Source organism: Streptomyces bobili (assembly GCF_002154575.1).
Lineage (GTDB): Bacteria > Actinomycetota > Actinomycetes > Streptomycetales > Streptomycetaceae > Streptomyces > Streptomyces bobili.
The window spans coordinates 11,395-33,871 of record NZ_MUBA01000264.1; the positions used below are offsets into that span (position 1 = coordinate 11,395).

21 protein-coding genes are annotated in these 22,477 nt (G+C 69.2%); 4 read left to right on the forward strand and 17 right to left on the reverse strand.

The features are described 5' to 3' along the window. Positions 1-162: 162 nt before the first annotated feature. From nuoN to BZL64_RS21685, 14 genes are read right to left on the reverse strand one after another with little or no spacing between them, the layout of a single operon-like run. Positions 163-1,812 (reverse strand): NADH-quinone oxidoreductase subunit NuoN, encoded by a 1,650-nt coding sequence (gene nuoN, locus BZL64_RS21620; protein ID WP_086770852.1) that lies wholly within the window; start codon positions 1,810-1,812, stop codon positions 163-165. Continuing rightward, complete coding sequence (locus BZL64_RS21625; protein WP_086770853.1) at positions 1,809-3,380, reverse strand: NADH-quinone oxidoreductase subunit M; 1,572 nt, start codon at positions 3,378-3,380, stop codon at positions 1,809-1,811. Before BZL64_RS21625 ends, nuoN begins: the two co-directional genes overlap by 4 nt. Before the next feature lie 5 nt (positions 3,381-3,385). Next, complete coding sequence (nuoL, locus tag BZL64_RS21630; RefSeq protein WP_086770854.1) at positions 3,386-5,377, reverse strand: NADH-quinone oxidoreductase subunit L; 1,992 nt, start codon at positions 5,375-5,377, stop codon at positions 3,386-3,388. Between the two features lie 15 nt (positions 5,378-5,392). Next, complete coding sequence (gene nuoK / locus BZL64_RS21635) at positions 5,393-5,692, reverse strand: NADH-quinone oxidoreductase subunit NuoK (protein WP_003974374.1); 300 nt, start codon at positions 5,690-5,692, stop codon at positions 5,393-5,395. Then, entirely contained in the window at positions 5,689-6,531 is an 843-nt protein-coding gene (locus BZL64_RS21640) for an NADH-quinone oxidoreductase subunit J (protein ID WP_086770855.1), read from the reverse strand. The genes nuoK and BZL64_RS21640 overlap by 4 nt, the downstream gene beginning before the upstream one ends. After that, a complete protein-coding gene (gene nuoI / locus BZL64_RS21645) occupies positions 6,528-7,169 on the reverse strand; it encodes an NADH-quinone oxidoreductase subunit NuoI (RefSeq protein WP_086770856.1) in 642 nt (213 codons plus the stop codon). The genes BZL64_RS21640 and nuoI overlap by 4 nt, the downstream gene beginning before the upstream one ends. After that, a complete protein-coding gene (nuoH, locus tag BZL64_RS21650; protein ID WP_086770857.1) occupies positions 7,162-8,523 on the reverse strand; it encodes an NADH-quinone oxidoreductase subunit NuoH in 1,362 nt (453 codons plus the stop codon). The genes nuoI and nuoH overlap by 8 nt, the downstream gene beginning before the upstream one ends. Continuing rightward, a complete protein-coding gene (locus BZL64_RS21655) occupies positions 8,520-11,027 on the reverse strand; it encodes an NADH-quinone oxidoreductase subunit G (protein WP_086770858.1) in 2,508 nt (835 codons plus the stop codon). Before BZL64_RS21655 ends, nuoH begins: the two co-directional genes overlap by 4 nt. Continuing rightward, on the reverse strand, positions 11,024-12,370 hold the full coding sequence (gene nuoF, locus BZL64_RS21660) for an NADH-quinone oxidoreductase subunit NuoF (protein ID WP_086770859.1): 1,347 nt from the start codon (positions 12,368-12,370) through the stop codon (positions 11,024-11,026). Before nuoF ends, BZL64_RS21655 begins: the two co-directional genes overlap by 4 nt. Continuing rightward, complete coding sequence (gene nuoE / locus BZL64_RS21665) at positions 12,370-13,242, reverse strand: NADH-quinone oxidoreductase subunit NuoE (RefSeq protein ID WP_086770860.1); 873 nt, start codon at positions 13,240-13,242, stop codon at positions 12,370-12,372. Before nuoE ends, nuoF begins: the two co-directional genes overlap by 1 nt. Next, positions 13,239-14,561 carry an NADH-quinone oxidoreductase subunit D gene (locus BZL64_RS21670; protein WP_086770861.1) on the reverse strand — a complete coding sequence of 441 codons (1,323 nt, stop codon included), beginning with the start codon at positions 14,559-14,561 and terminating at the stop codon, positions 13,239-13,241. The genes nuoE and BZL64_RS21670 overlap by 4 nt, the downstream gene beginning before the upstream one ends. Beyond that, the gene (locus tag BZL64_RS21675) at positions 14,558-15,313 is read right to left on the reverse strand and encodes an NADH-quinone oxidoreductase subunit C (RefSeq protein WP_086770862.1); all 756 of its coding nucleotides are present in this window, start codon (positions 15,311-15,313) and stop codon (positions 14,558-14,560) included. The genes BZL64_RS21670 and BZL64_RS21675 overlap by 4 nt, the downstream gene beginning before the upstream one ends. Further along, on the reverse strand, positions 15,310-15,864 hold the full coding sequence (locus tag BZL64_RS21680) for a NuoB/complex I 20 kDa subunit family protein (protein ID WP_086770863.1): 555 nt from the start codon (positions 15,862-15,864) through the stop codon (positions 15,310-15,312). Before BZL64_RS21680 ends, BZL64_RS21675 begins: the two co-directional genes overlap by 4 nt. A gap of 14 nt (positions 15,865-15,878) precedes the next feature. Next, positions 15,879-16,238, reverse strand: a complete 360-nt coding sequence (locus BZL64_RS21685; RefSeq protein ID WP_007383963.1) for an NADH-quinone oxidoreductase subunit A — start codon at positions 16,236-16,238, stop codon at positions 15,879-15,881. Positions 16,239-16,949: 711 nt separating this feature from the next. Between BZL64_RS21685 and BZL64_RS21690 the strand changes: the two genes are divergently transcribed. Together BZL64_RS21690 and def are read left to right on the forward strand one after the other, a co-directional pair. Then, complete coding sequence (locus BZL64_RS21690; protein ID WP_086770864.1) at positions 16,950-17,768, forward strand: C40 family peptidase; 819 nt, start codon at positions 16,950-16,952, stop codon at positions 17,766-17,768. 139 nt (positions 17,769-17,907) lie between these two features. Beyond that, the gene (def, locus tag BZL64_RS21695) at positions 17,908-18,534 is read left to right on the forward strand and encodes a peptide deformylase (protein WP_086770865.1); all 627 of its coding nucleotides are present in this window, start codon (positions 17,908-17,910) and stop codon (positions 18,532-18,534) included. 56 nt (positions 18,535-18,590) lie between these two features. On the opposite strand, the gene BZL64_RS21700 is transcribed toward def, so the two are convergent. Continuing rightward, the gene (locus BZL64_RS21700) at positions 18,591-19,877 is read right to left on the reverse strand and encodes a geranylgeranyl reductase family protein (protein ID WP_086770866.1); all 1,287 of its coding nucleotides are present in this window, start codon (positions 19,875-19,877) and stop codon (positions 18,591-18,593) included. A gap of 97 nt (positions 19,878-19,974) precedes the next feature. On the opposite strand from BZL64_RS21700, the gene BZL64_RS21705 reads away from it, so the two are divergent. Next, positions 19,975-20,481, forward strand: a complete 507-nt coding sequence (locus BZL64_RS21705; RefSeq protein ID WP_086770867.1) for a GNAT family N-acetyltransferase — start codon at positions 19,975-19,977, stop codon at positions 20,479-20,481. Positions 20,482-20,623: 142 nt separating this feature from the next. Beyond that, the gene (locus tag BZL64_RS21710) at positions 20,624-20,941 is read left to right on the forward strand and encodes a PASTA domain-containing protein (protein WP_086770868.1); all 318 of its coding nucleotides are present in this window, start codon (positions 20,624-20,626) and stop codon (positions 20,939-20,941) included. A 67-nt stretch (positions 20,942-21,008) separates the two neighbouring features. Here the strand turns inward: BZL64_RS21710 and BZL64_RS21715 are convergent, their stop codons facing one another. Next, positions 21,009-21,704, reverse strand: a complete 696-nt coding sequence (locus tag BZL64_RS21715; protein WP_086770869.1) for a demethylmenaquinone methyltransferase — start codon at positions 21,702-21,704, stop codon at positions 21,009-21,011. 30 nt (positions 21,705-21,734) lie between these two features. Then, on the reverse strand, positions 21,735-22,477 hold a 743-nt coding region (locus tag BZL64_RS21720; RefSeq protein WP_143663265.1), incomplete at its 5' end, for an acyltransferase family protein.

Sequence of the window (22,477 nt, forward strand, 5' to 3'; positions counted from 1 at the left end):
CCCGCACCCGCCGACCGGAGCCACCCGCCAGACACGCCGAACACCGCTCGCGCCGGCCCCACCGGACGCAGCCGACGGGCCCCGGTCCCCCTCTGCGGGGAACCGGGGCCCGTCGCACAATCCGCGCAGGTCACAGCAGGCCAGCGCGCGCGTCGGCGCAGGTCAGCGCACGAATACCCCCGCCTGGCTCGCCAGGTCCAGGAAGTACTGCGGTGCCACGCCGAGCACCAGGGTGACCGCGACGCCCACGCCGATCGTCGTCATCGTCAGGGGCGACGGGACGGCGACGGTGGGGCCCTCGGGCCGCGGCTCGCTGAAGAACATCAGGACGATGACGCGGATGTAGAAGAAGGCGGCGATCGCCGACGAGATCACACCGACCACGACCAGCGGCGCCGCACCGCCCTCAGCCGCCGCCTTGAACACGGCGAACTTCCCGGCGAACCCGGAGGTCAGCGGGATGCCGGCGAAGGCCAGCAGGAACACCGCGAACACGGCCGCCACCAGCGGCGACCGGCGGCCCAGCCCGGCCCACTTGGACAGGTGCGTCGCCTCCCCGCCGGCGTCCCGCACCAGCGTCACCACCGCGAACGCGCCGATCGTCACGAACGAGTACGCCGCCAGGTAGAAGAGGACGGACGAGACACCGTCCGGCGTGGTCGCGATGACACCCGCGAGGATGAATCCCGCGTGCGCGATCGACGAGTACGCCAGCAGCCGCTTGATGTCGGTCTGCGTGATCGCGACGATCGCGCCGCCCAGCATGGTGACGACCGCGACGCCCCACATGACCGGCCGCCAGTCCCAGCGCAGGCCCGGCAGCACGACGTACAGGATCCGCAGCAGGGCGCCGAAGGCGGCCACCTTGGTGGCGGCGGCCATGAAGCCGGTGACGGGGGTCGGCGCACCCTGGTAGACGTCCGGCGTCCACATGTGGAACGGCACGGCGCCCACCTTGAACAGCAGCCCCATGACGATCATCGCCGCGCCGATGAGCAGCAGCACGTCGTTGCCCATGGTGTCCGCGAGGGCCGGGCTGACGTTGGTGACCGTGCCGTCGACGACCTGCGCGATCGTCGCGTACGACACCGAGCCGGCGTACCCGTAGAGCAGGGCGATGCCGAACAGGGTGAACGCCGAGGCGAAGGAGCCGAGCAGGAAGTACTTGACCGCGGCCTCCTGCGAGAGGAGCCGCTTGCGGCGGGCCAGCGCGCACAGCAGGTACAGCGGCAGCGAGAAGACTTCCAGGGCGATGAAGAGGGTCAGCAGGTCGTTGGCCGCCGGGAAGACCAGCATGCCCGCGACGGCGAACAGCAGCAGCGGGAAGACCTCGGTGGTGGTGAAACCCGCCTTGACCGCGGCCTTCTCGCTGTCGCTGCCCGGCACGGAGGCTGCCTGGGCGGCGAAGGAGTCGACGCGGCTGCCGTGCGCCTCCGGGTCGAGCCGCCGTTCGGCGAAGGTGAACAGGCCGACCAGCGCGGACAGCAGGATCGTGCCCTGGAGGAACAGGGCCGGTCCGTCGACCGCGATCGCGCCCATCGCCGCGATGTGCGCCTTGGTGGTGCCGTACCCGTCCGCCGCCAGCGCCACCACCGCGGCGAAGGCGGCGACCAACGCGACGACGGAGAGGAAGAGTTGGGCGTAGTAGCGGGATCTGCGCGGCACGAACGCCTCGACCAGGATCCCGACGACGGCCGCGCCCACGACGATCAGGGTGGGCGCCAGCTGCGCGTATTCGATCTTCGGCGCGCCGATCTTCGAGATCGGGTCGGCCGCGGTTGTCCACAGGCTGTGGACGACTGCTGTACTCACTTGGCCGCCTCCACCTCGGGCTGGGGGTCCTTCTTGTGTACGTCGGACAGCGTCTGCTTGACCGCCGGGTCGACGATGTCCGTGACCGGCTTCGGATAGACGCCCAGGAAGATCAGCACGACGATCAACGGGGCGACGACCAGCAGCTCACGCGCGCGGAGGTCCGGCATCGCGGCGACCTCGGGTTTCACGGGACCGGTCATCGTCCTCTGGTAGAGGACGAGGGTGTAGAGAGCTGCGAGGACGATGCCGAACGTGGCGATGATGCCGATCACCGGATAGCGGGAGAAGGTCCCGGCCAGGACCAGGAACTCGCTCACGAACGGCGCCAGCCCCGGCAGCGACAGCGTCGCGAGACCGCCGATCAGGAAGGTGCCGGCGAGCACGGGTGCCACCTTCTGCACACCGCCGTAGTCGGCGATGAGCCGCGAACCGCGCCGCGAGATCAGGAAGCCGGCGACCAGCATCAGGGCGGCTGTCGAGATGCCGTGGTTGACCATGTAGAGCGTCGCGCCGGACTGGCCCTGGCTGGTCATCGCGAAGATGCCCATGATGATGAAGCCGAAGTGCGAGATCGACGCGTAGGCCACCAGCCGCTTGATGTCGCGCTGGCCGACGGCGAGCAGCGCGCCGTAGATGATGCTGATCACGGCGAGGACGAGGATCGCGGGCGTCGCCCACTTGCTGGCCTCCGGGAAGAGCTGGAGGCAGAAGCGGAGCATCGCGAAGGTGCCGACCTTGTCGACGACGGCCGTGATGAGGACGGCGACGGGGGTGGTGGACTCCCCCATGGCGTTGGGTAGCCAGGTGTGGAGTGGCCACAGGGGCGCCTTCACGGCGAAGGCGAAGAAGAAGCCCAGGAACAGCCAGCGTTCGGTGTTCGTCGCCATGTCGAGCGAGCCGTTGGCGCGGGCCTCGGCGATCTCCGTCAGCGAGAAGTTCCCGGCGACGACGTACAGCCCGATCACCGCGGCCAGCATGATCAGTCCGCCGGCGAGGTTGTAGAGCAGGAACTTCACGGCCGCGTACGACCGTTGGGTGGCCGCCGTCTCCTCGCCGTGTTCGTGGGCCCGGTCCCCGAAGCCGCCGATGAGGAAGTACATCGGGATCAGCATGGCTTCGAAGAAGATGTAGAACAGGAAGACGTCGGTGGCCTCGAAGGAGATGATCACCATCGCCTCGACGGCGAGGATCAGGGCGAAGAAGCCCTGCGTCGGCCGCCACCTCTTGTTGCCCGTCTCCAGCGGGTCGGCATCGTGCCAGCCCGCGAGGATGATGAACGGGATCAGCAGCGCCGTGAGCGCGATGAGCGCCACCGCGATGCCGTCCACGCCGAGTTCGTACCGGACGCCGAACTCGGCGATCCAGGAGCGGGACTCGGTGAGCTGGTAGCGGTCGCCGTCCGGGTCGAAACGGACCAGGATCACGATCGCGAGGACGAGCGTGGCGAGGGAGAAGAACAGCGCCAGCGCTTTGGCGGCGTTGCGCCGCGCGGCCGGGACGGCGGCCGTGGCGATCGCCCCGATCGCGGGGAGCGCCGCCGTCGCTGTCAGCAGAGGAAAGGACATCGGTATCAGACCGCCCTCATCAGCAGGGTCGCGGCGATGAGGATCGCCACACCTCCGAACATCGAGACCGCGTAGGACCGCGCGTAGCCGTTCTGGAGCTTGCGCATGCGCCCGGAGAGTCCGCCGACCGAGGCCGCCGTGCCGTTGACGACGCCGTCGACCAGGGTGTGGTCGACGTACACCAGGGACCGCGTGAGGTGCTCGCCGCCGCGGACCAGGACGACGTGGTTGAAGTCGTCCTGGAGAAGGTCGCGCCGGGCGGCCCTGGTGAGCAGGGACCCGCGCGGGGCGACGACCGGGACCGGGCGGCGGCCGTACTGCGCGTAGGCGACCGCGACACCGATCACCAGGACCACCATGGTGGCGAGGGTGACGGTGAGGGCGCTGACCGGGGAGTCGCCGTGGCTGTGTCCCGTGACGGGCTCCAGCCAGTGCAGGAAGCGGTCTCCGATGCTGAAGAACCCGCCCGCGAAGACCGATCCGAAGGCCAGCACGATCATCGGGATCGTCATGGACTTCGGCGACTCGTGCGGGTGCGGTTCCGCCGTCGCGGCGGCGCCGTGACCGGCTGCGGCGTCGCCGCCGTACGCGGCGGCGGGCTCGGCACTCGGTGCCTGCGGGGAGCGAGTGGGCTGGTTCTTCCAGCGCTCCTCGCCGAAGAACGTCATCAGCATCACGCGCGTCATGTAGTACGCCGTGATGGCCGCGCCCAGCAGCGCGCAGCCGCCGAGGATCCAGCCCTCGGTGCCGCCCTTGGCGAAGGCCGCCTCGATGATCTTGTCCTTGGAGAAGAAGCCGGACAGACCGGGGAAGCCGATGATGGCGAGGTAGCCGAGGCCGAAGGTGATGAAGGTGACCGGCATGTACTTGCGCAGGCCGCCGTACTTGCGCATGTCGACCTCGTCGTTCATGCCGTGCATGACCGAACCTGCGCCGAGGAACAGGCCGGCCTTGAAGAAGCCGTGCGTCACCAGGTGCATGATCGCGAAGACGTACCCGATGGGGCCGAGGCCGGCCGCCAGCACCATGTAGCCGATCTGCGACATGGTCGAGCCGGCCAGGGCCTTCTTGATGTCGTCCTTCGCGCAACCGACGATCGCACCGAACAGGAGCGTCACGGCGCCGACGATGGTGACGACGAGCTGTGCGTCGGGCGCCAGGTTGAAGATCGCCGCGGAGCGGACGATGAGGTAGACGCCCGCGGTCACCATCGTGGCCGCGTGGATGAGGGCCGAGACCGGGGTCGGGCCCTCCATGGCGTCCCCGAGCCAGGACTGCAGCGGGACCTGGGCGGACTTGCCGCAGGCCGCGAGCAGCAGCATCAGGGCGATGCCGTTGAGCGTGGCCTCGGAGGCGCCTCCGGCGAGTCCCGGCTCCTCGTGCGTGCCGAGCAAAGGACCGAAGGCGAAGGTGCCGAAGGTGGTGAACATCAGCATGATGGCGATCGACAGGCCCATGTCGCCGACGCGGTTGACCAGGAAGGCTTTCTTCGCGGCGGTGGCGGCGCTGGGCTTGTGCTGCCAGAAGCCGATCAGCAGGTAGGAGGCGAGACCGACGCCCTCCCAGCCGACGTACAGCAGCAGGTAGTTGTCGGCGAGTACCAGGAGGAGCATCGCCGCGAGGAACAGGTTCAGGTAGCCGAAGAAGCGGCGGCGGCGCTCGTCGTGCTCCATGTACCCGATCGAGTACAGGTGGATCAGCGAGCCGACGCCCGTGATCAGCAGGACGAACGTCATCGACAGCTGGTCGAGCTGGAAGGCCACGTCCGCCTGGAAGCCCTCGACCGGGATCCAGCTGAACAGGTGTTGCGTGAGCGTCCGGTCTTCCGCGTCCTTGCCGAGCAGGTCGGCGAAGAGGACCAGGCCGATCACGAAGGAGGTGGCCGCGAGCAAGGTGCCGAGCCAGTGGCCGACGGCATCGAGCCGCCGTCCGCCGACCAGCAGGACGGCCGCTCCGAGCAGGGGCGCCGCGATCAGCAGCGCAATCAGGTTCTCCACGATTCTTCCGACCCCTTACAGCTTCATCAGGCTGGCGTCGTCGACCGAGGCCGAGTGGCGGGAACGGAACAGCGACACGATGATCGCGAGTCCCACCACGACCTCCGCTGCGGCGACGACCATCGTGAAGAAGGCGATGATCTGGCCGTCGAGATTGCCGTGCATGCGGGAGAAGGCGACGAACGCGAGGTTGCACGCGTTGAGCATCAGCTCGATGCACATGAACACGACGATCGCGTTGCGCCTGATCAGGACGCCTGTCGCGCCGATCGTGAACAACAGGGCGGCGAGATAGAGGTAGTTGACGGGGTTCACTTCGACGCCTCCTCGGCCCGCTTGAAGGTCGGCGGCTCGATCGGGGTGCGCTCCAGACGGTCCTCGGCACGCTGTTCGAGCGCCTTGAGGTCGTTGAGCGCCTCGGTGGACACGTCCCGGATCTGGCCGCGCTCCCGCAGCGTCTTGCTGACGGTGAGTTCCGACGGGGTGCCGTCGGGCAGCAGGCCGGCGATGTCCACGGCGTTGTGCCGCGCGTACACACCGGGTGCGGGCAGCGGCGGCAGGTGGACGCCCTCGCGGACGCGCTGCTCGGACATCTCGCGCTGCGTCATCGCCCGCTCGGTGCGCTCGCGGTGGGTGAGCACCATGGCGCCGACGGCGGCCGTGATGAGCAGGGCGCCGGTGATCTCGAAGGCGAAGACGTACTTCGTGAAGATGAGGGCCGCGAGGCCCTCCACATTGCCGCCCGCGTTGGCCTCGGTGAGGCCGCCGAACTCGGTCAGGGAGGCGTTGCCGATGCCGGCGACCAGCAGGATGCCGAAGCCGAGGCCGCAGACGAGGGCCAGCCAGCGCTGGCCCTTGATGGTCTCGGTCAGGGAGTCCGCGGCGGTGACGCCGACGAGCATGACCACGAACAGGAACAGCATCATGATCGCGCCGGTGTAGACGACGATCTGGACGACGCCCAGGAAGTAGGCGCCGTTGGCGAGGTAGAACACCGCCAGGACGATCATGGTTCCGGCGAGGCAGAGCGCGCTGTGCACGGCCCTCTTCATGAAGACGGTGCACAGGGCGCCGATCACCGCGACGGTGCCCAGCACCCAGAACTGGAACGCCTCGCCGGTGGAGGTGGAGTAGGCGGCGAGCTGAGCGCTCATCGGCCGATCACCTCCCCGGCGGCGGGCTCGTCCTTGCCGAACGTGGAGGCGGCCTCCTGCGGCACCTCGCCCTTGGTGAGGGCGACCTGCCGCTCGGTGCCGGGCGCGGCCTCGGTCACCAGGCCCCGGTAGTAGTCCTGTTCGTCCATGCCGGGGTAGATGGCGTGCGGGGCGTCGACCATGCCCTCGTCCAGGCCGGCGAGCAGCTGCTCCTTGGTGAAGATCAGGTTGGCGCGGCTGCTGTCGGCCAGTTCGAACTCGTTGGTCATCGTCAGCGCGCGCGTGGGGCACGCCTCGATGCACAGGCCGCACAGGATGCAGCGGGCGTAGTTGATCTGGTAGACGCGCCCGTACCGCTCGCCGGGCGAGTAGCGCTCCTCCTCGGTGTTGTCCGCCCCCTCGACGTAGATGGCGTCGGCGGGGCAGGCCCAGGCGCACAACTCGCAGCCGACGCACTTCTCCAGGCCGTCCGGATGGCGGTTGAGCTGGTGCCGTCCGTGGAACCGCGGAGCGGTGGTCTTCTGCTGCTCGGGATACTGCTCGGTGAGCCGCTTCTTGAACATGGCCTTGAAGGTCACGCCGAAGCCGGCTACCGGGTTCTGGAAACCGGGTTTGGTCTCCTTGGGCTCCTCAGCCATCGGACGCCTCCTTTCCATCCAGCGATCCGTCACTCTGAGTATCGGGCCCGCCACTGACAATCAGCTCCCGCTCCCGGCGCGAAGCGCGCCTGGGCACCGGTGGAAGCTCCTGTCCCGGCAGCGGCGGTACGGGGAATCCGCCCGCCATCGGGTCGAATCCGGCGGGCTCGGCGGGGGCCCGCTCGTCCTTGCCGCGGTCGCGGAACATGTCGGCGACGAAGGAGAGCAGCAGCAGGGCCAGGACACCGCCGCCGACGTAGAGGGCGATGTCGGCGAAGTCGTAGTTCTCGTTGCGCAGGGTCCGCACGGTGGCGACGAGCATCAGCCAGGTCACCGAGACCGGGATGAGGACCTTCCAGCCGAGCTTCATCAGCTGGTCGTAGCGGACCCGGGGCAGCGTGCCGCGCAGCCAGATGAAGAAGAACAGCAGCAGTTGCACCTTGACGACGAACCAGAGCATCGGCCACCAGCCGTGGTTCGCGCCCTCCCAGAAGGTGCTGACCGGCCAGGGAGCCCGCCAGCCGCCGAGGAAGAGCGTGGTCGCGACGGCCGACACCGTCACCATGTTCACGTACTCGGCGAGCATGAACAGCGCGAACTTGATCGACGAGTACTCGGTGTTGAAGCCGCCGACCAGGTCGCCCTCGGACTCCGGCATGTCGAAGGGGGCGCGGTTGGTCTCGCCGACCATCGTGACGATGTAGAGGATGAAGGAGACCGGCAGCAGGAGGATGTACCAGCGGTCCTGCTGCTGCTCGACGATCGTCGACGTCGACATCGACCCGGAGTACAGGAACACCGAGGCGAACGCGGCGCCCATCGCGATCTCGTACGAGATCATCTGCGCGCAGGACCGCAGGCCGCCCAGCAGCGGGTAGGTGGATCCTGAGCTCCAGCCCGCCAGGACGATGCCGTAGATGCCGATCGAGGCGACCGCGAGGATGTAGAGCATCGCGATCGGCAGGTCGGTGAGCTGCATCGTGGTGCGCTGGCCGAAGATCGAGACCTCGTTGCCGGCCGGCCCGAAGGGGATCACCGCGATCGCCATGAAGGCCGGGATGGCGGCGACGACCGGTGCGAGGACGTACACCACCTTGTCGGCACGCTTGACGACGAGGTCTTCCTTCAGCATCAGCTTGACGCCGTCGGCGAGCGACTGGAGCATGCCCCAGGGGCCATGCCGGTTGGGGCCGACGCGCAGCTGCATCCAGGCGACGACCTTGCGCTCCCAGACGATGGAGAACAGCACGGTCAGCATCAGGAAGGCGAAGCAGAACACCGCCTTGACGACGACCAGCCACCAGGGGTCGCGGCCGAACATCGAGAGGTCTTCCGCGGCGAGGTACAGGCTCATGCCTCTCCCTCCTTGAGGGCGTCGGCGGCGGGCGTCGCCGGGCCGATGCGGACGAGGGAGCCGGGCCGGGCCCCGGTGTCGGAGGCGACACCGGCGCCGGTGGAGTTCAGCGGAAGCCACACCACCCGGTCGGGCATCTCGGTGACCTCCAGCGGCAGTTCGACCGTTCCGGCGGTACCGGTCACGGCGAGTACGTCGCCGTCCTTGACGCCGGCTTCGGCGGCCGTGGCGGCGGACACGCGCGCGCGGGCGGCGTGCCGGGTCCCGGCGAGCGCTTCGTCGCCCTGCTGGAGGAGACCCTGATCGAGCAGCAGGCGGTGTCCGGCGAGCACGGCCTCACCCGCGGCGGGTCGCGGCAGTACGCCCGCGGTGTCCGTCGGTGCGGTGGCCCGCGGCCCGCCCCAGGCGCCGAGCCGGTCCAGCTCGGCGCGCGCGGTGCGCAGGTCGGGCAGGCCCAGATGGACGTCCATGGCGTCGGCCAGCATCTGCAGCACGCGCGCGTCGGCCGGCGCCAGGCGGCGCGTCATCTGGTCGGGCTTGAGCGCGGCCTCGAAGAGGCGCACCCGGCCCTCCCAGTTGAGGAACGCGCCGGCCTTCTCGGCGACCGCGGCCACGGGCAGTACGACGTCGGCGTGGGCGGTGACCTCGCCGGGCCGCAGCTCCAGCGACACCACGAAGCCGGCCTCGGCGAGCGCCTCACGCGCGCGCTTCGGGTCGGGCAGGTCGGCGACCTCCACGCCGGCGACGAGGAGTGCCTGAAGCTCACCGCCCGCGGCGGCGTCGATGATCTGCCCCGTGTCCCGGCCGTAGCGCGACGGGAGTTCGGCGACGCCCCAGGCGGCCGCGACCTCCTCCCGCGCGCGCGGGTCGGTGGCCGGGCGCCCGCCCGGCAGCAGCGACGGCAGCGCGCCCGCCTCGATGGCGCCCCGCTCCCCCGCCCGGCGCGGAATCCACACCAGCTCCGCCCCGGTGGCGGTGGCCGCCCGGACGACGGCGGTCAGACCGCCCGCGACAGCGGCCAGCCGCTCACCGACGACGATCACCGCGCCCCCGGCGCGCAGCGCCTCGGCGGCCCGGCTGCCGGGTTCGTCCTCCAGGCCGACCCCACTGGACAGTGCGTCCAGCCACTCGGTCTCGGTGCCCGGAGCGGCCGGCAGCAGCGTGCCACCGGCCTTCACCAGACCGCGGGTGGCGTGCGTGGCCAGCGAGAACACCTTCTGCCCATGCTGCCGCCAGGCCTTGCGCAGTCGCAGGAAGACTCCGGGCGCCTCCTCCTCGGACTCGAACCCGACGAGCAGGACGGCGGGCGCCTTCTCCAGCGTCGTGTACGTGATGCCGCTGCCGTCGAGGTCACGGCCTCGGCCCGCCACCCTGGACGCCAGGAAGTCGGCCTCCTCGCTGCTGTGCACGCGCGCGCGGAAGTCGATGTCGTTGGTGCCGAGCGCCACGCGCGCGAACTTGCTGTACGCGTAGGCGTCCTCGACGGTGAGGCGGCCACCGGTCAGGACGCCGGTCCTGCCGCGCGAGGCCAGCAGTCCCTGGGCCGCGATCTGCAGCGCCTCCGGCCAGGAGGCCGGTTCGAGGTCGCCCTCGGCGTTGCGCACCAGCGGGGTGTCGAGCCGGTCGCGCTGCTGCGCGTACCGGAACCCGAACCGCCCCTTGTCGCAGATCCACTCCTCGTTGACCTCGGGGTCGTCGGCGGCGAGGCGCCGCATGACCTTGCCGCGCCGGTGGTCCGTGCGCGTCGCGCAGCCGCCGGAGCAGTGCTCGCAGACGGACGGCGAGGAGATCAGGTCGAAGGGCCGCGAACGGAACCGGTAGGCCGCCGAGGTGAGCGCCCCGACCGGGCAGATCTGGATGGTGTTGCCGGAGAAGTACGACTCGAAGGGGTCGCCCTCACCGGTGCCGACCTGCTGGAGCGCGCCCCGTTCGATCAGCTCGATCATCGGGTCGCCCGCGACCTGGTTGGAGAACCGGGTGCACCGGGCGCACAGCACGCACCGCTCACGGTCGAGCAGCACCTGTGTGGAGATCGGGACGGGCTTCTCGTAGGTCCGCTTGCGGCCCTCGAAGCGGGACTCGGCGTTGCCGTGCGACATGGCCTGGTTCTGCAGGGGGCACTCGCCGCCCTTGTCGCAGACCGGGCAGTCCAGCGGGTGGTTGATGAGGAGCAGCTCCATCACACCGTGCTGTGCCTTCTCGGCGACCGGGGAGGTGAGGTGGGTCTTCACCACCATCCCGTCCGTGCACGTGATGGTGCAGGAGGCCATCGGCTTGCGCTGGCCCTCGACCTCGACGATGCACTGGCGGCAGGCGCCGGCCGGGTCGAGGAGAGGGTGGTCGCAGAAGCGCGGGATCTCGATGCCGAGCTGCTCGGCGGCCCGGATGACCAGGGTGCCCTTGGGCACGCTGATCTCCGCGCCGTCGATGGTCAGCGACACGAGATCTTCCGGCGGGGGAGCCGCCTCTCCGCCCCCGGAGGGAGCGCTGGTGGTCACCGTCATGCGTTCACCTCCGTGCGGTCGGCCCAGGCCGTCGACTTGGCCGGGTCGAAGGGGCAGCCGCGGCCCGTGATGTGCTGTTCGTACTCCTCGCGGAAGTGCTTGAGCGAGGAGAAGATCGGCGAGGCGGCACCGTCGCCGAGGGCACAGAAGGACTTGCCGTTGATGTTGTCGGCAATGTCGTTGAGCTTGTCGAGGTCGGACATGGCGCCCTTGCCCGCCTCGATGTCCCGCAGCAACTGCACCAGCCAGTAGGTGCCTTCACGGCACGGTGTGCACTTGCCGCAGGACTCGTGGGCGTAGAACTCGGTCCAGCGGGTGACGGCACGCACGACGCAGGTCGTCTCGTCGAAGCACTGGAGTGCTTTCGTGCCGAGCATGGAACCCGCGGCACCCACTCCTTCGTAGTCAAGAGGGACGTCGAGGTGCTCGTCGGTGAACATCGGTGTGGAGGACCCGCCCGGCGTCCAGAACTTGAGGCGGTGGCCCGGTCGCATGCCGCCGCTCATCTCCAGGAGCTGGCGCAGGGTGATACCGAGGGGGGCCTCGTACTGGCCGGGGCTGGCGACATGGCCGCTGAGCGAGTAGAGCGTGAAGCCCGGGGACTTCTCGCTTCCCATCGACCTGAACCATTCTTTGCCGTTTTGCAGAATCGCGGGAACCGACGCGATCGACTCGACGTTATTCACCACAGTCGGGCATGCGTAGAGGCCCGCGACAGCAGGGAAAGGAGGACGCAGCCGCGGTTGTCCACGGCGGCCTTCGAGGGAGTCCAGCAGCGCGGTCTCCTCACCGCAGATGTACGCGCCCGCACCCGCGTGCACGGTGAGTTCGAGGTCGAGTCCGCTGCCCAGGATGTTCTCGCCGAGGTAGCCCGCCGCATAGGCCTCGCGCACGGCCTCGTGCAACCTTCGCAGAACAGGGACGACTTCTCCCCGCAGATAGATGAACGCATGAGACGACCTGATGGCATAACACGCGATCACAATGCCCTCGATGAGGCTGTGCGGGTTCGCGAAGAGGAGCGGGATGTCCTTACAGGTTCCCGGCTCCGACTCGTCGGCGTTGACAACTAGATAGTGCGGTTTTCCATCCCCCTGCGGAATGAACTGCCATTTCATTCCGGTGGGGAATCCGGCGCCGCCGCGACCACGCAGACCGGAGTCCTTGACGTACGCGATCAGGTCGTCCGGCGACATGGCGAGCGCCTTGCGGAGCCCCTCGTACCCCTCGTGCCTTCGGTACACGTCCAGCGTCCAGGACCTGTCCTCGTCCCAGAAGGCCGACAGCACGGGTGCGAGCAGCTTCTCGGGGCCGGTGTCCTTCAGTTCGGGTGCCAAGGTCATCACTCCCCCTCCTCGGCGGTAGGCCCTGCCGGGTGGGCCGGGTCGGAGGCCGACGTGTCCTGCGGCGCGTCGTGCGAACTCAGGTGCTCGGTCGGCGACGGGTCGTGCACGGCCCGGTCCTGCGGCGCTCCGTGCGGTCCGCCGTCGCGCGGATGGACCACGCGCGCCGGTGCGGTCTCTCCCTTTGCCAGGCGAAGACCCACCAGTGACGCCGGTCCCGCGCTGCCGCCCGCGTCGACGGCGCCCTCGCGCTCGTCGGGGAAGCCCGCCAGGATCCGGGCGGTCTCCTTGAACGTGCACAGCGGCGCCCCGCGCGTGGGCGAGACGGTACGGCCGGTACGCAGGTCGTCCACGAGGCTCTTGGCGCTCTGCACGGTCTGGTTGTCGAAGAACTCCCAGTTGACCATCACGACCGGCGCGAAGTCGCAGGCCGCGTTGCACTCGATGTGCTCCAGGGTGACCTTGCCGTCGTCGGTGGTCTCGCCGTTGCCGACGCCGAGGTGGTCCTGGAGCGCCTCGAAGATGGCGTCGCCGCCCATCACCGCGCAGAGGGTGTTGGTGCAGACGCCCACCTGGTAGTCACCGCTCGGCCGGCGCCGGTACATGGTGTAGAAGGTCGCGACCGCGGTGACCTCTGCAGTGGTCAGGCCCAGTACGTCCGCGCAGAACCGCATCCCGGTGCGCGTGACGTGTCCCTCCTCCGACTGCACGAGGTGCAGCAATGGCAGGAGTGCGGAGCGGGAGTCGGGGTAGCGGGCGATGATCTCGCGCGCGTCCGTCTCCAGCCTGGCTCGGACGTCGTCCGGGTAGGCGGGCGCGGGCAGCTGGGGCATGCCCAGGCTGACGCCCCGCTCGGAAGAAGAGGTGGTCACCGGTCGACGCCTCCCATCACGGGGTCGATGGACGCCACGGCGACGATCACGTCGGCGACCTGGCCGCCTTCGCACATCGCCGCCATGGCCTGAAGGTTGGTGAAGGACGGGTCACGGAAGTGGACCCGGTAGGGGCGGGTGCCGCCGTCGGACACGGCGTGCACACCGAGTTCGCCCTTGGGCGATTCGACGGCCGCGTACGCCTGGCCCGGCGGGACCCGGAAACCCTCGGTGACCAGCTTGAAGTGGTGGATCAGGGCCTCCATGGAGGTGCCCATGATCTTCTTGATGTGGTCGAGGGAGTTGCCGAGGCCGTCGGGGCCCAGGGCGAGCTGGGCGGGCCAGGCGATCTTCTTGTCGGCGACCATGACCGGGCCGGGCTGGAGCCGGTCCAGGCACTGCTCGACGATCCTGAGCGACTGGCGCATCTCCTCCAGGCGGATCAGGAAGCGGCCGTAGGCGTCGCAGGAGTCGGCGGTCGGGACGTCGAAGTCGTACGTCTCGTAGTCGCAGTAGGGCTGGCTCTTGCGCAGGTCGTGCGGCAGGCCGGTGGCGCGCAGCACCGGGCCGGTGGCGCCCAGGGCCATGCAGCCGGCCAGGTCGAGATAGCCGATGTCCTGCATGCGGGCCTTGAAGATGGGGTTCCCGGTCGCGAGCTTGTCGTACTCCGGGAGGTTCTTCTTCATCTTCTTCACGAACTCGCGGATCTGGTCCACCGCGCCGGGCGGCAGGTCCTGGGCGAGTCCGCCGGGGCGGATGTACGCGTGGTTCATCCGCAGGCCGGTGATGAGTTCGTAGATGTCGAGAATCAGTTCACGATCGCGGAACCCGTAGATCATGATCGTGGTCGCGCCGAGTTCCATGCCGCCGGTGGCGATGCACACCAGGTGGGAGGACATCCGGTTCAGCTCCATCAGGAGCACCCGGATGATCTTGGCTCGCTCGGTGATCTGGTCCTCGATGCCGAGGAGCTTCTCGACGCCGAGACAGTAGGCGGTCTCGTTGAAGAAGGACGTCAGGTAGTCCATGCGCGTCACGAAGGTGGTGCCCTGTGTCCACGTACGGAACTCGAGGTTCTTCTCGATGCCGGTGTGCAGGTAGCCGATGCCGCAGCGGGCCTCGGTGACCGTCTCGCCGTCGATCTCCAGGATCAGGCGGAGCACACCGTGGGTGGAGGGGTGCTGAGGCCCCATGTTGACGACGATGCGTTCGTCGTCGGCGCGGGCCGCGGACTGGACGACCTCGTCCCAGTCGCCACCGGTGACCGTGTAGACGGTGCCCTCGGTGGTCTCGCGCGGCGATGCTGACTGAGTGCTCACGAGTACGACCTCCGCTGGTCCGGAGCCGGGATCTGGGCGCCCTTGTACTCGACGGGGATGCCGCCGAGGGGATAGTCCTTGCGCTGCGGGTGGCCCTGCCAGTCGTCCGGCATCATGATCCGCGTCAGGGCCGGGTGACCGTCGAAGACGATCCCGAAGAAGTCGTAGGTCTCGCGCTCGTGCCAGTCGTTGGTCGGATAGACGGGGACCAGCGACGGGATGTGACGGTCGGAGTCCGGGGCGCTGACCTCGAGCCGGATCAGCCTGTTGTGGGTGATCGAGCGCAGGTGGTAGACGGCGTGCAGTTCGCGGCCCTTGTCGTTCGGGTAGTGGACGCCGCTCACTCCCGTGCACAGTTCGAAGCGCAGGGCCGGGTCGTCGCGCAGAGTGCGGGCGACACGGACGAGGTGTTCGCGTTCGATGTGGAAGGTGAGTTCGTCGCGGTCGACGACCGTCCTCTCGATCGCGTTGCCGGGCAGGAGACCCTGCTCCTCCAGCGCGCCCTCGAGTTCGTCGGCGACCTCGTCGAACCAGCCGCCGTAGGGGCGGGCGGTCGCGCCGGGCAGGCGTACCGAGCGGACCAGGCCGCCGTAACCGGAGGTGTCGCCGCCGTTGTCGGCGCCGAACATGCCTCGCTGGACGCGGATCTCCTCGCCGCCCTGGCCGCGCTGGCCGGGGAGGTTGGAGGCGGAGAGGTCCTTCTCGGGGTTGGTTCCCTCGGCCCCCGCGCCGGTGCCGTTGGCGTCGCTCACCGCAGCAGCCCCTTCATCTCGATCAAGGGCAGGGCCTTGAGCGCCGCTTCCTCGGCCTCGCGGGCCGCCTCCTCGGCGTTCACGCCCAGCTTGGTGTTCTGGATCTTCTGGTGGAGCTTGAGGATCGCGTCCATCAGCATCTCGGGGCGCGGGGGGCAGCCGGGGAGATAGATGTCGACAGGGACGATGTGGTCCACGCCCTGGACGATCGCGTAGTTGTTGAACATGCCGCCCGAGGAGGCGCACACCCCCATGGAGATCACCCACTTCGGGTTCGGCATCTGGTCGTAGACCTGCCGCAGCACCGGCGCCATCTTCTGGCTGACCCGGCCGGCCACGATCATCAGGTCCGCCTGGCGCGGCGAACCGCGGAAGACCTCCATGCCGAAGCGCGCCAGGTCGTAGCGGCCGGCGCCGGTGGTCATCATCTCGATGGCGCAGCAGGCGAGGCCGAACGTGGCCGGGAAGACGGACGCCTTGCGCACCCAGCCCGCGGCCTGTTCGACGGTGGTCAGCAGGAATCCGCTCGGCAGCTTTTCTTCGAGTCCCATGACTTAAAGGCCCCTCAGTCCCATTCCAGGCCGCCGCGCCGCCACACATAGGCGTAGGCGACGAAGACGGTGAGCACGAAGAGCAGCATCTCCACGAGCCCGAAAACCCCCAGGGCGTCGAAGGTGACGGCCCAGGGGTAGAGGAAGACGATCTCGATGTCGAAGACGATGAAGAGCATCGCCGTCAGGTAGTACTTGATGGGGAAGCGCCCGCCGCCGGCCGGCGTGGGGGTCGGCTCGATACCGCACTCGTAGGCCTCGAGCTTGGCGCGGTTGTACCGCTTCGGCCCGATCAACGTGGCCATGACCACGGAGAAGATCGCAAAGCCTGCCCCGAGGGCTCCCAGTACGAGGATGGGCGCATACGCGTTCACCGCTCCTCGCTCCTCTCAGTCGGCACTGACTGCTGGCGATGGTGGGGGCTCACATCCGTCTCACAGGCCTCACGAACTCCGCCGTTCCTGACGAAGATCGAGAACATGTGAAGCAGGTCACAAGCCCAACTGCCTCGCATCCTATGCCTGCCGCTCTGTGATCTGCGACACGGGGTATTGCACAAGCTTTGTGATCTCCACCACCTGACGAAGGATCATGAAGTCATATCAGCGGTGATCTTCGTACGCGAAGCGTCAGAGTGATCACAAGAAGTGACATTTTCGCGCGTCGCCGCAGGTCGAAGGCGGCGTCTCTATATCAAGAGGGTTCCGCTGCATGCAAATTGGTGCTGGACGGGGCACCTTGGTATAGGACGCATTCACACATCAGGGGGAGCCGCGGCGCCGATGTGGACGCGTGCACGCGTTCACAAGCGGAGCCGGTCGCGCCGCGCGCGCCGGACGCGGGCCTTCCGTTAACCGTTCCGTGACCTGCGCCACACTCGGCAGTGGCGCAGGAGAGCCGGGCTTGGCCAACGATCTCAACCAGTGCTAGGCACGGGGCAATCCGGACGTAACAGCGAAAGGCCATGATCACGGGCCTGATCACCCGAGTCCGCAATGTCCGTTACGGCGTCAATAAAGAGTGGTGCGGCAGGTGTTCGGGGTCCTCATTGAACAATTGTGGCGCAGCACACGTTTCTTGAAGGTATGAAGGACCCCCTGATACCGGTTGTACTCATGTCCCACACCGCTCACATACGCAGCCACCGGAAACCCCGCCGCAGCGCGTCGACGATCGCGATGCGGGCCGGAGTCGCCAGTGGTGTACTCGGCTCGCTGGCCGTGGCCACCGCGGCAGGATCGGCCAACGCCGCCGAGCCGGTGACTCAGACGCTCGAACTGCCCGTCCTGACGGGTGACGTGGCCGCCCAGGTCGCGCAGTCCGCGAACGCCACCCAGCAGGCCGCCGCGAACTACCAGCTGGAGGCCGAGCGCGACGCGGCCGCCGCCGCAGCCGCCAAGGAGGCCAAGCAGGACCTCGCCGCGGCCAAGAAGGCCGAGGCGAAGAAGAAGGCCGAGGAGGCCCGTAAGGCCGCCGCTGAGGCCGCCGTGTCCCGTTCCACGGAGCGGACCACCCTCTCGACCACGACGACCGCCTCCGCCCCGGCCAGCGGCAGCGTCGGCACGGTCATCTCCTTCCTCAAGGCCCAGCTGGGCGACGCCTACGTCATGGGCGCCACCGGCCCCAACGCCTGGGACTGCTCCAGCCTGGTGCAGGCCGCGTTCAAGCAGGTCGGCGTGGACCTTCCGCGCGTCTCGCAGGACCAGTCGATGGCCGGCACGGACGTGTCGCTGTCCAACCTCCAGGTCGGCGACATCCTGTACTGGGGCGGCAAGGGCTCCGCGTACCACGTGGGCGTGTACATCGGGGACGGCCAGTACCTCGACGCGGCCAACCCCTCCAAGGGCGTCGTCATCCAGGACCTCTCCGGCTACCCGGCGTCGGGCGCGGTGCGCGTGCTCTGACACGCACCGGTCCGGACGCACGGACCACCGTCAAGGGCCGCAGCCGCTCGGGGGCAGCGGCCCTTCGGGCTCTCCTGGCATCCTCGGGCCGGACCGGTGGAACTCCACCGGCCGTCCGCGAGTTGAAGGAGAGACCGCCATGCCCAGCGTGTTCGTCCAAGGACGCCCCGTCGCCTCGTACCCCCCGCTCGCGCCGGAGGCCGGCCGCGGCTCGGTGCGCCGGATCACCGAGACCGGTGAGGGAGTCCTGCACCGGCCGTGCCGGGACGTGACCGAGTTCGGCCCCGATCTCGCCGCGCTCATCGACGACATGTTCCTCACGATGTACGTCGCCGAGGGAGCCGGCCTCGCCGCGAACCAAGTCGGGGTCGGTCTGCGACTGTTCGTCTACGACTGCCCCGACGACGAAGGTGTCCGACATGTCGGACACCTCGTCAATCCGGTGCTGGAGCCGCTCGACCCGGCCCACCGGCGGCTGCTCGACGAGGGCGAGGGCTGCCTGTCCGTCCCCGGCGCCGTCATGGACGTACCGCGTCCGGACCGGGCCCTCGTGCGCGGGCTCGACAGGGACGGGGAGCCGCTCCTCATCGAGGGCACGGGGTACTTCGCGCGCTGCCTCGCCCACGAGACCGACCATGTGAACGGGCACGTGTATCTCGACCGGCTCTCCCGCCGGGACCGCAAGGACGCGCTGCGGCAGGTGGCGGACCGGCGGGACGAGGTGTTCGCCCGCCGGGCCGCCAGGCAGCGGACGCTCACCGCCTGATCACGCCGCCACGGCCGCCGGAGGGCGAGACCGTGTGACGGCGTTCCCGTGTCGGCTCAGGCCTTCGGGGCGATCTTGCTCAGGCCGTTGATGATCCGGTCCATCGCGTCGCCGCCCGTGGGGTCGGTGAGGTTGGCGAGCATCTTGAGCGTGAACTTCATCAGCATCGGGTGCGTCAGGCCGCGCTGGGTCGCGATCTTCATGACCTTCGGGTTGCCGATGAGCTTCACGAAGGCACGGCCCAGCGTGTAGTAGCCGCCGTAGGTGTCCTTGAGGACGCGGGGGTAACGCTGGAGGGCCAGTTCGCGGCCGGCGGGGGTCGAGCGGGCGTGGGCCTGGACGACGACGTCGGCGGCGAGCTGGCCGGACTCCATGGCGTAGGCGATGCCTTCGCCGTTGAAGGGGTTCACCAGGCCGCCGGCGTCGCCGACGAGCAGCAGGCCCTTGGTGTAGTGCGGCTGGCGGTTGAAAGCCATCGGCAGGGCGGCTCCGCGGATGGGTCCGGTCATGTTGTCCGGGGTGTAGCCCCAGTCCTCCGGCATGGAGGCACACCAGGCCTTGAGGACCTCGCGCCAGTCCAGTTCCTTGAAGGAGTCGGAGGTGTTGAGGACGCCCAGGCCCACGTTGGAGGTGCCGTCGCCCATGCCGAAGATCCAGCCGTAGCCCGGCAGGAGCCGGTCCTCGCCGGGTCCTCGCCGGTCCCAGAGTTCGAGCCAGGACTCCAGGTAGTCGTCCTCGTGGCGGGGGCTGGTGAAGTAGGTGCGCACGGCGACACCCATCGGACGGTCCTCGCGGCGGTGCAGGCCCATCGCGAGGGAGAGGCGGGTGGAGTTGCCGTCGGCGGCGACGACGAGCGGGGCCCGGAAGGTGACCTCGCGCTTCTCCTCGCCGAGCTTCGCGTGCACGCCGGTGATCCGGCCGGTGCGGTCGTCGACGATGGGCGCGCCGACGTTGCAGCGCTCGTAGAGCCGGGCGCCCGCCTTCTGGGCCTGGCGGGCGAGCTGCTCGTCGAAGTCGTCGCGCTTGCGGACGAGGCCGTAGTCCGGGAAGGAGGCGAGATCCGGCCAGTCCAGCTGGAGGCGGACGCCGCCGCCGATGATGCGCAGGCCCTTGTTGCGCAGCCAGCCGGCCTCCTCGGAGATGTCGATCCCCATGGCGACGAGCTGCTTGACAGCACGCGGGGTCAGGCCGTCGCCGCAGACCTTCTCGCGCGGGAACTCGGTCTTCTCCAGCAGGAGTACGTCGAGCCCGGCCTTGGCGAGGTGGTAGGCGGTCGTGGAGCCGGCCGGCCCCGCGCCGACCACGATCACATCGGCGGTGTTTTCGGAGAGGGGCTCGGTCACGGCGGGTTCTCCCCAAGTTCGGAATTGCGTGCCGACCGGCACTGGACATGGGCAGTCTATTCAGGAGAATTGATCAACCTGCTGAAGGGCTGCCCCCGTGAACCGAGTTCTGCCCGTAGTGCGGCTGCGCGTCCCCACGGACGAGGACGCGGTGGCGTGGCAACGGATCTTCGACCACCCCGATGTCATGGAGTTCCACGGCGGCCGTTCGGCGGGGCTGTCCGTCTACGAGGAGCTGACCGCCCGCCAGCGCCGGCACGACGCCGAGCGCGGGTTCTGCCTGTGGACGATGCTCGACGACTCGGGCCGGGTCATCGGCTTCACCGGCGCGCAGCCGTGGGACCGGGAGTGGGGCCCGGCCGGTGAGATCGAGATCGGCTGGCGGCTCGGCCGGGAGTACTGGGGCCAGGGGTACGTCACGGCGGCGGCGCGGATGACCCTGGAGCGGGTGCGGGAGGCGGGGGTGCCGAGCGTGGTGGCCATGGTCGCCGCGGGCAACACCCGGTCCATCGCCGTCACCCAGCGGCTCGGCATGCGGCTCACCGAGGTGTTCACCACGCCGGAGTCGAAGCAGCAGGGGCACTGCTACCGGCTGGACCTGTAGAAGCCCCAACTCCGGTTCCGTGACACTGAGTAGTTGATTGTCACGGTAAGCCAGCGACTGCTTCCGGTCGCCCCCCTCGGGCGTTACCCTTCCAGTACCGCTGGGGGTGACATCTGTGCTCATACGGCCCAAAACACCCGAGGTGCGCGTGCCGAGGCTCGTCGGACTGATGGCCATGGACGCGCGCGAGGCCGCCACCGAGCGAGGAGTGCTGCTGGCCGCGCCCGACCGGCCCGACTTCCAGCGCACCGTCGTCGACTACGTCGTACGGCAGTACCCGCCGCCCGGTGTCGAGGTGCCGCGCGGGGCCGTCGTCACCGTGTGGTTCGACTTCACCGAGGGCGAGGGCGGCGGAGGCGCGGGCGTCCGCGAGCCCCGGCTGCCGGCGCCGGGCGGAGGCGGGCTGCAGCGCGAACTGGACCCGCCGCCGCAAGGCCCCTTCCAGGCGGTCAGCGGATAGCGGGTAGCGGGTAGCCGCGGACGGGGCGAGCCGGGCGGTCAGGTCTCCTTCAAGCCCCGGTGCCGGGTCAGGTCTCCTTGAAGCCCCGGTGCAGGGTGACGATGCCGCCGGTCAGGTTGCGCCAGGCGACCTTCGACCAGCCGGCCTTGCGCAGATGCCCGGCGAGGGCGGGCTGGTCGGGCCAGGCACGGATGGACTCGGCGAGGTAGACGTACGCGTCCGGGTTGGAGGAGACCGCGCGGGCGACCGGGGGCAGCGCGCGCATCAGGTACTCGGTGTAGACCTGGCGGAAGGGCGCCCAGGTCGGACGCGAGAACTCGCAGATCACGACGCGTCCGCCGGGGCGGGTCACCCGGTGCATCTCGCGCAGGGCGGTGTCGAAGTCCTGCACGTTGCGCAGGCCGAAGGAGATCGTGACGGCGTCGAAGGTGTCGTCCTTGAACGGCAGCTTCGTCGCGTCGCCCGCGGTGAGCGGCAGCCAGGGATGCTTCTGCTTGCCCACCTGGAGCATGCCGAGGGAGAAGTCGCAGGGGACGACGTAGGCGCCGGTCCGGGCGAAGGGCAGCGAGGAGGTGGCCGTACCGGCGGCCAGGTCGAGGACCTTCTGCGCGGGGCGGGCGTCGACCGCGCGCGCGACCTCCTTGCGCCACCTGCGGTCCTGGCCGAGGGAGAGGAGGTCGTTGGTGAGGTCGTACCGTTCCGCCACGCGGTCGAACATCGAGGCGACTTCGTGGGGCTGCTTGTTCAGGGAAGCACGGGTCACCCGCCCATTGTGGCAGCAGGGGGTCGCCCGTCATGGCAGCAGCCTCGGCTTCTTCCGGGCGGCGACGTCCTCGACCCAGCCGCAGGCCAGCACGAACACCACGATCAGCAACCAGCCCACGGCGAACAGGAACCACTGGCTCTCCAGCGGCAGATACGCCTCGAAGGCGGGCACGTCCCAGCACCGGTCGATCAGCGGGACGGCCAGCACGAGGGCGATCTCGTGCCAGAGGTAGATCGTCACCGCGCGCGCGTTGAAGACGGTGACCAGCCGGTCGGTGCGCCGCAGCCGGGTCAGCCCGGCGAGGTCGATCCGGAAGTACTCCTTGGCCCACATCAGCAGCATCACGAAGCCGGCCGACCAGAAGGCCTGCGCGAGCGGGTTCTCGTCCAGGTCGTAGGTGCCGTACCCGGCCCGCCGCGAGAAGGCGTACCAGCCGCCGTACGCCATGGCGGCGAGGGAGAGGACGGCCACCGGGGCCGGCTTCAGGCGCTGGAGCACGCCGTCGCGGTGGGCGAAGCCGAGCATCCAGCAGAAGAGGTACGTCGCCAGGTCCCACAGGGCCGTGCCGACGCGGTTGTCGGGGCCCGCCCAGGCGAAGTTCAGGACCAGGACCGGGGCGAGGGAGGCGACCAGGACGGGGACCGGAGCGAGGCGGAACAGCCGGAGGAGGAGCGGGGAGAGCAGCACGAACCACAGGTAGGTGCGCAGGTACCAGAGGACCTCCCAGGCCTGCGCGCCCCAGGCGTTGCCCGGCGGATCTCCCAGCGGCA

Coding starts and splice junctions, on each gene's coding strand:
- BZL64_RS21640 (WP_086770855.1), bottom strand. CDS start 6,531: ATGAGCGCTCAGCTCGCCGCCTACTCCACCTCCACCGGCGAGGCGTTC.
- nuoF (WP_086770859.1), bottom strand. CDS start 12,370: ATGACCTTGGCACCCGAACTGAAGGACACCGGCCCCGAGAAGCTGCTC.
- BZL64_RS21625 (WP_086770853.1), bottom strand. CDS start 3,380: ATGTCCTTTCCTCTGCTGACAGCGACGGCGGCGCTCCCCGCGATCGGG.
- nuoI (WP_086770856.1), bottom strand. CDS start 7,169: ATGGCTGAGGAGCCCAAGGAGACCAAACCCGGTTTCCAGAACCCGGTA.
- def (WP_086770865.1), top strand. CDS start 17,908: ATGCCCAGCGTGTTCGTCCAAGGACGCCCCGTCGCCTCGTACCCCCCG.
- BZL64_RS21690 (WP_086770864.1), top strand. CDS start 16,950: ATGAAGGACCCCCTGATACCGGTTGTACTCATGTCCCACACCGCTCAC.
- BZL64_RS21680 (WP_086770863.1), bottom strand. CDS start 15,864: ATGGGACTCGAAGAAAAGCTGCCGAGCGGATTCCTGCTGACCACCGTC.
- nuoH (WP_086770857.1), bottom strand. CDS start 8,523: ATGAGCCTGTACCTCGCCGCGGAAGACCTCTCGATGTTCGGCCGCGAC.
- BZL64_RS21655 (WP_086770858.1), bottom strand. CDS start 11,027: ATGACGGTGACCACCAGCGCTCCCTCCGGGGGCGGAGAGGCGGCTCCC.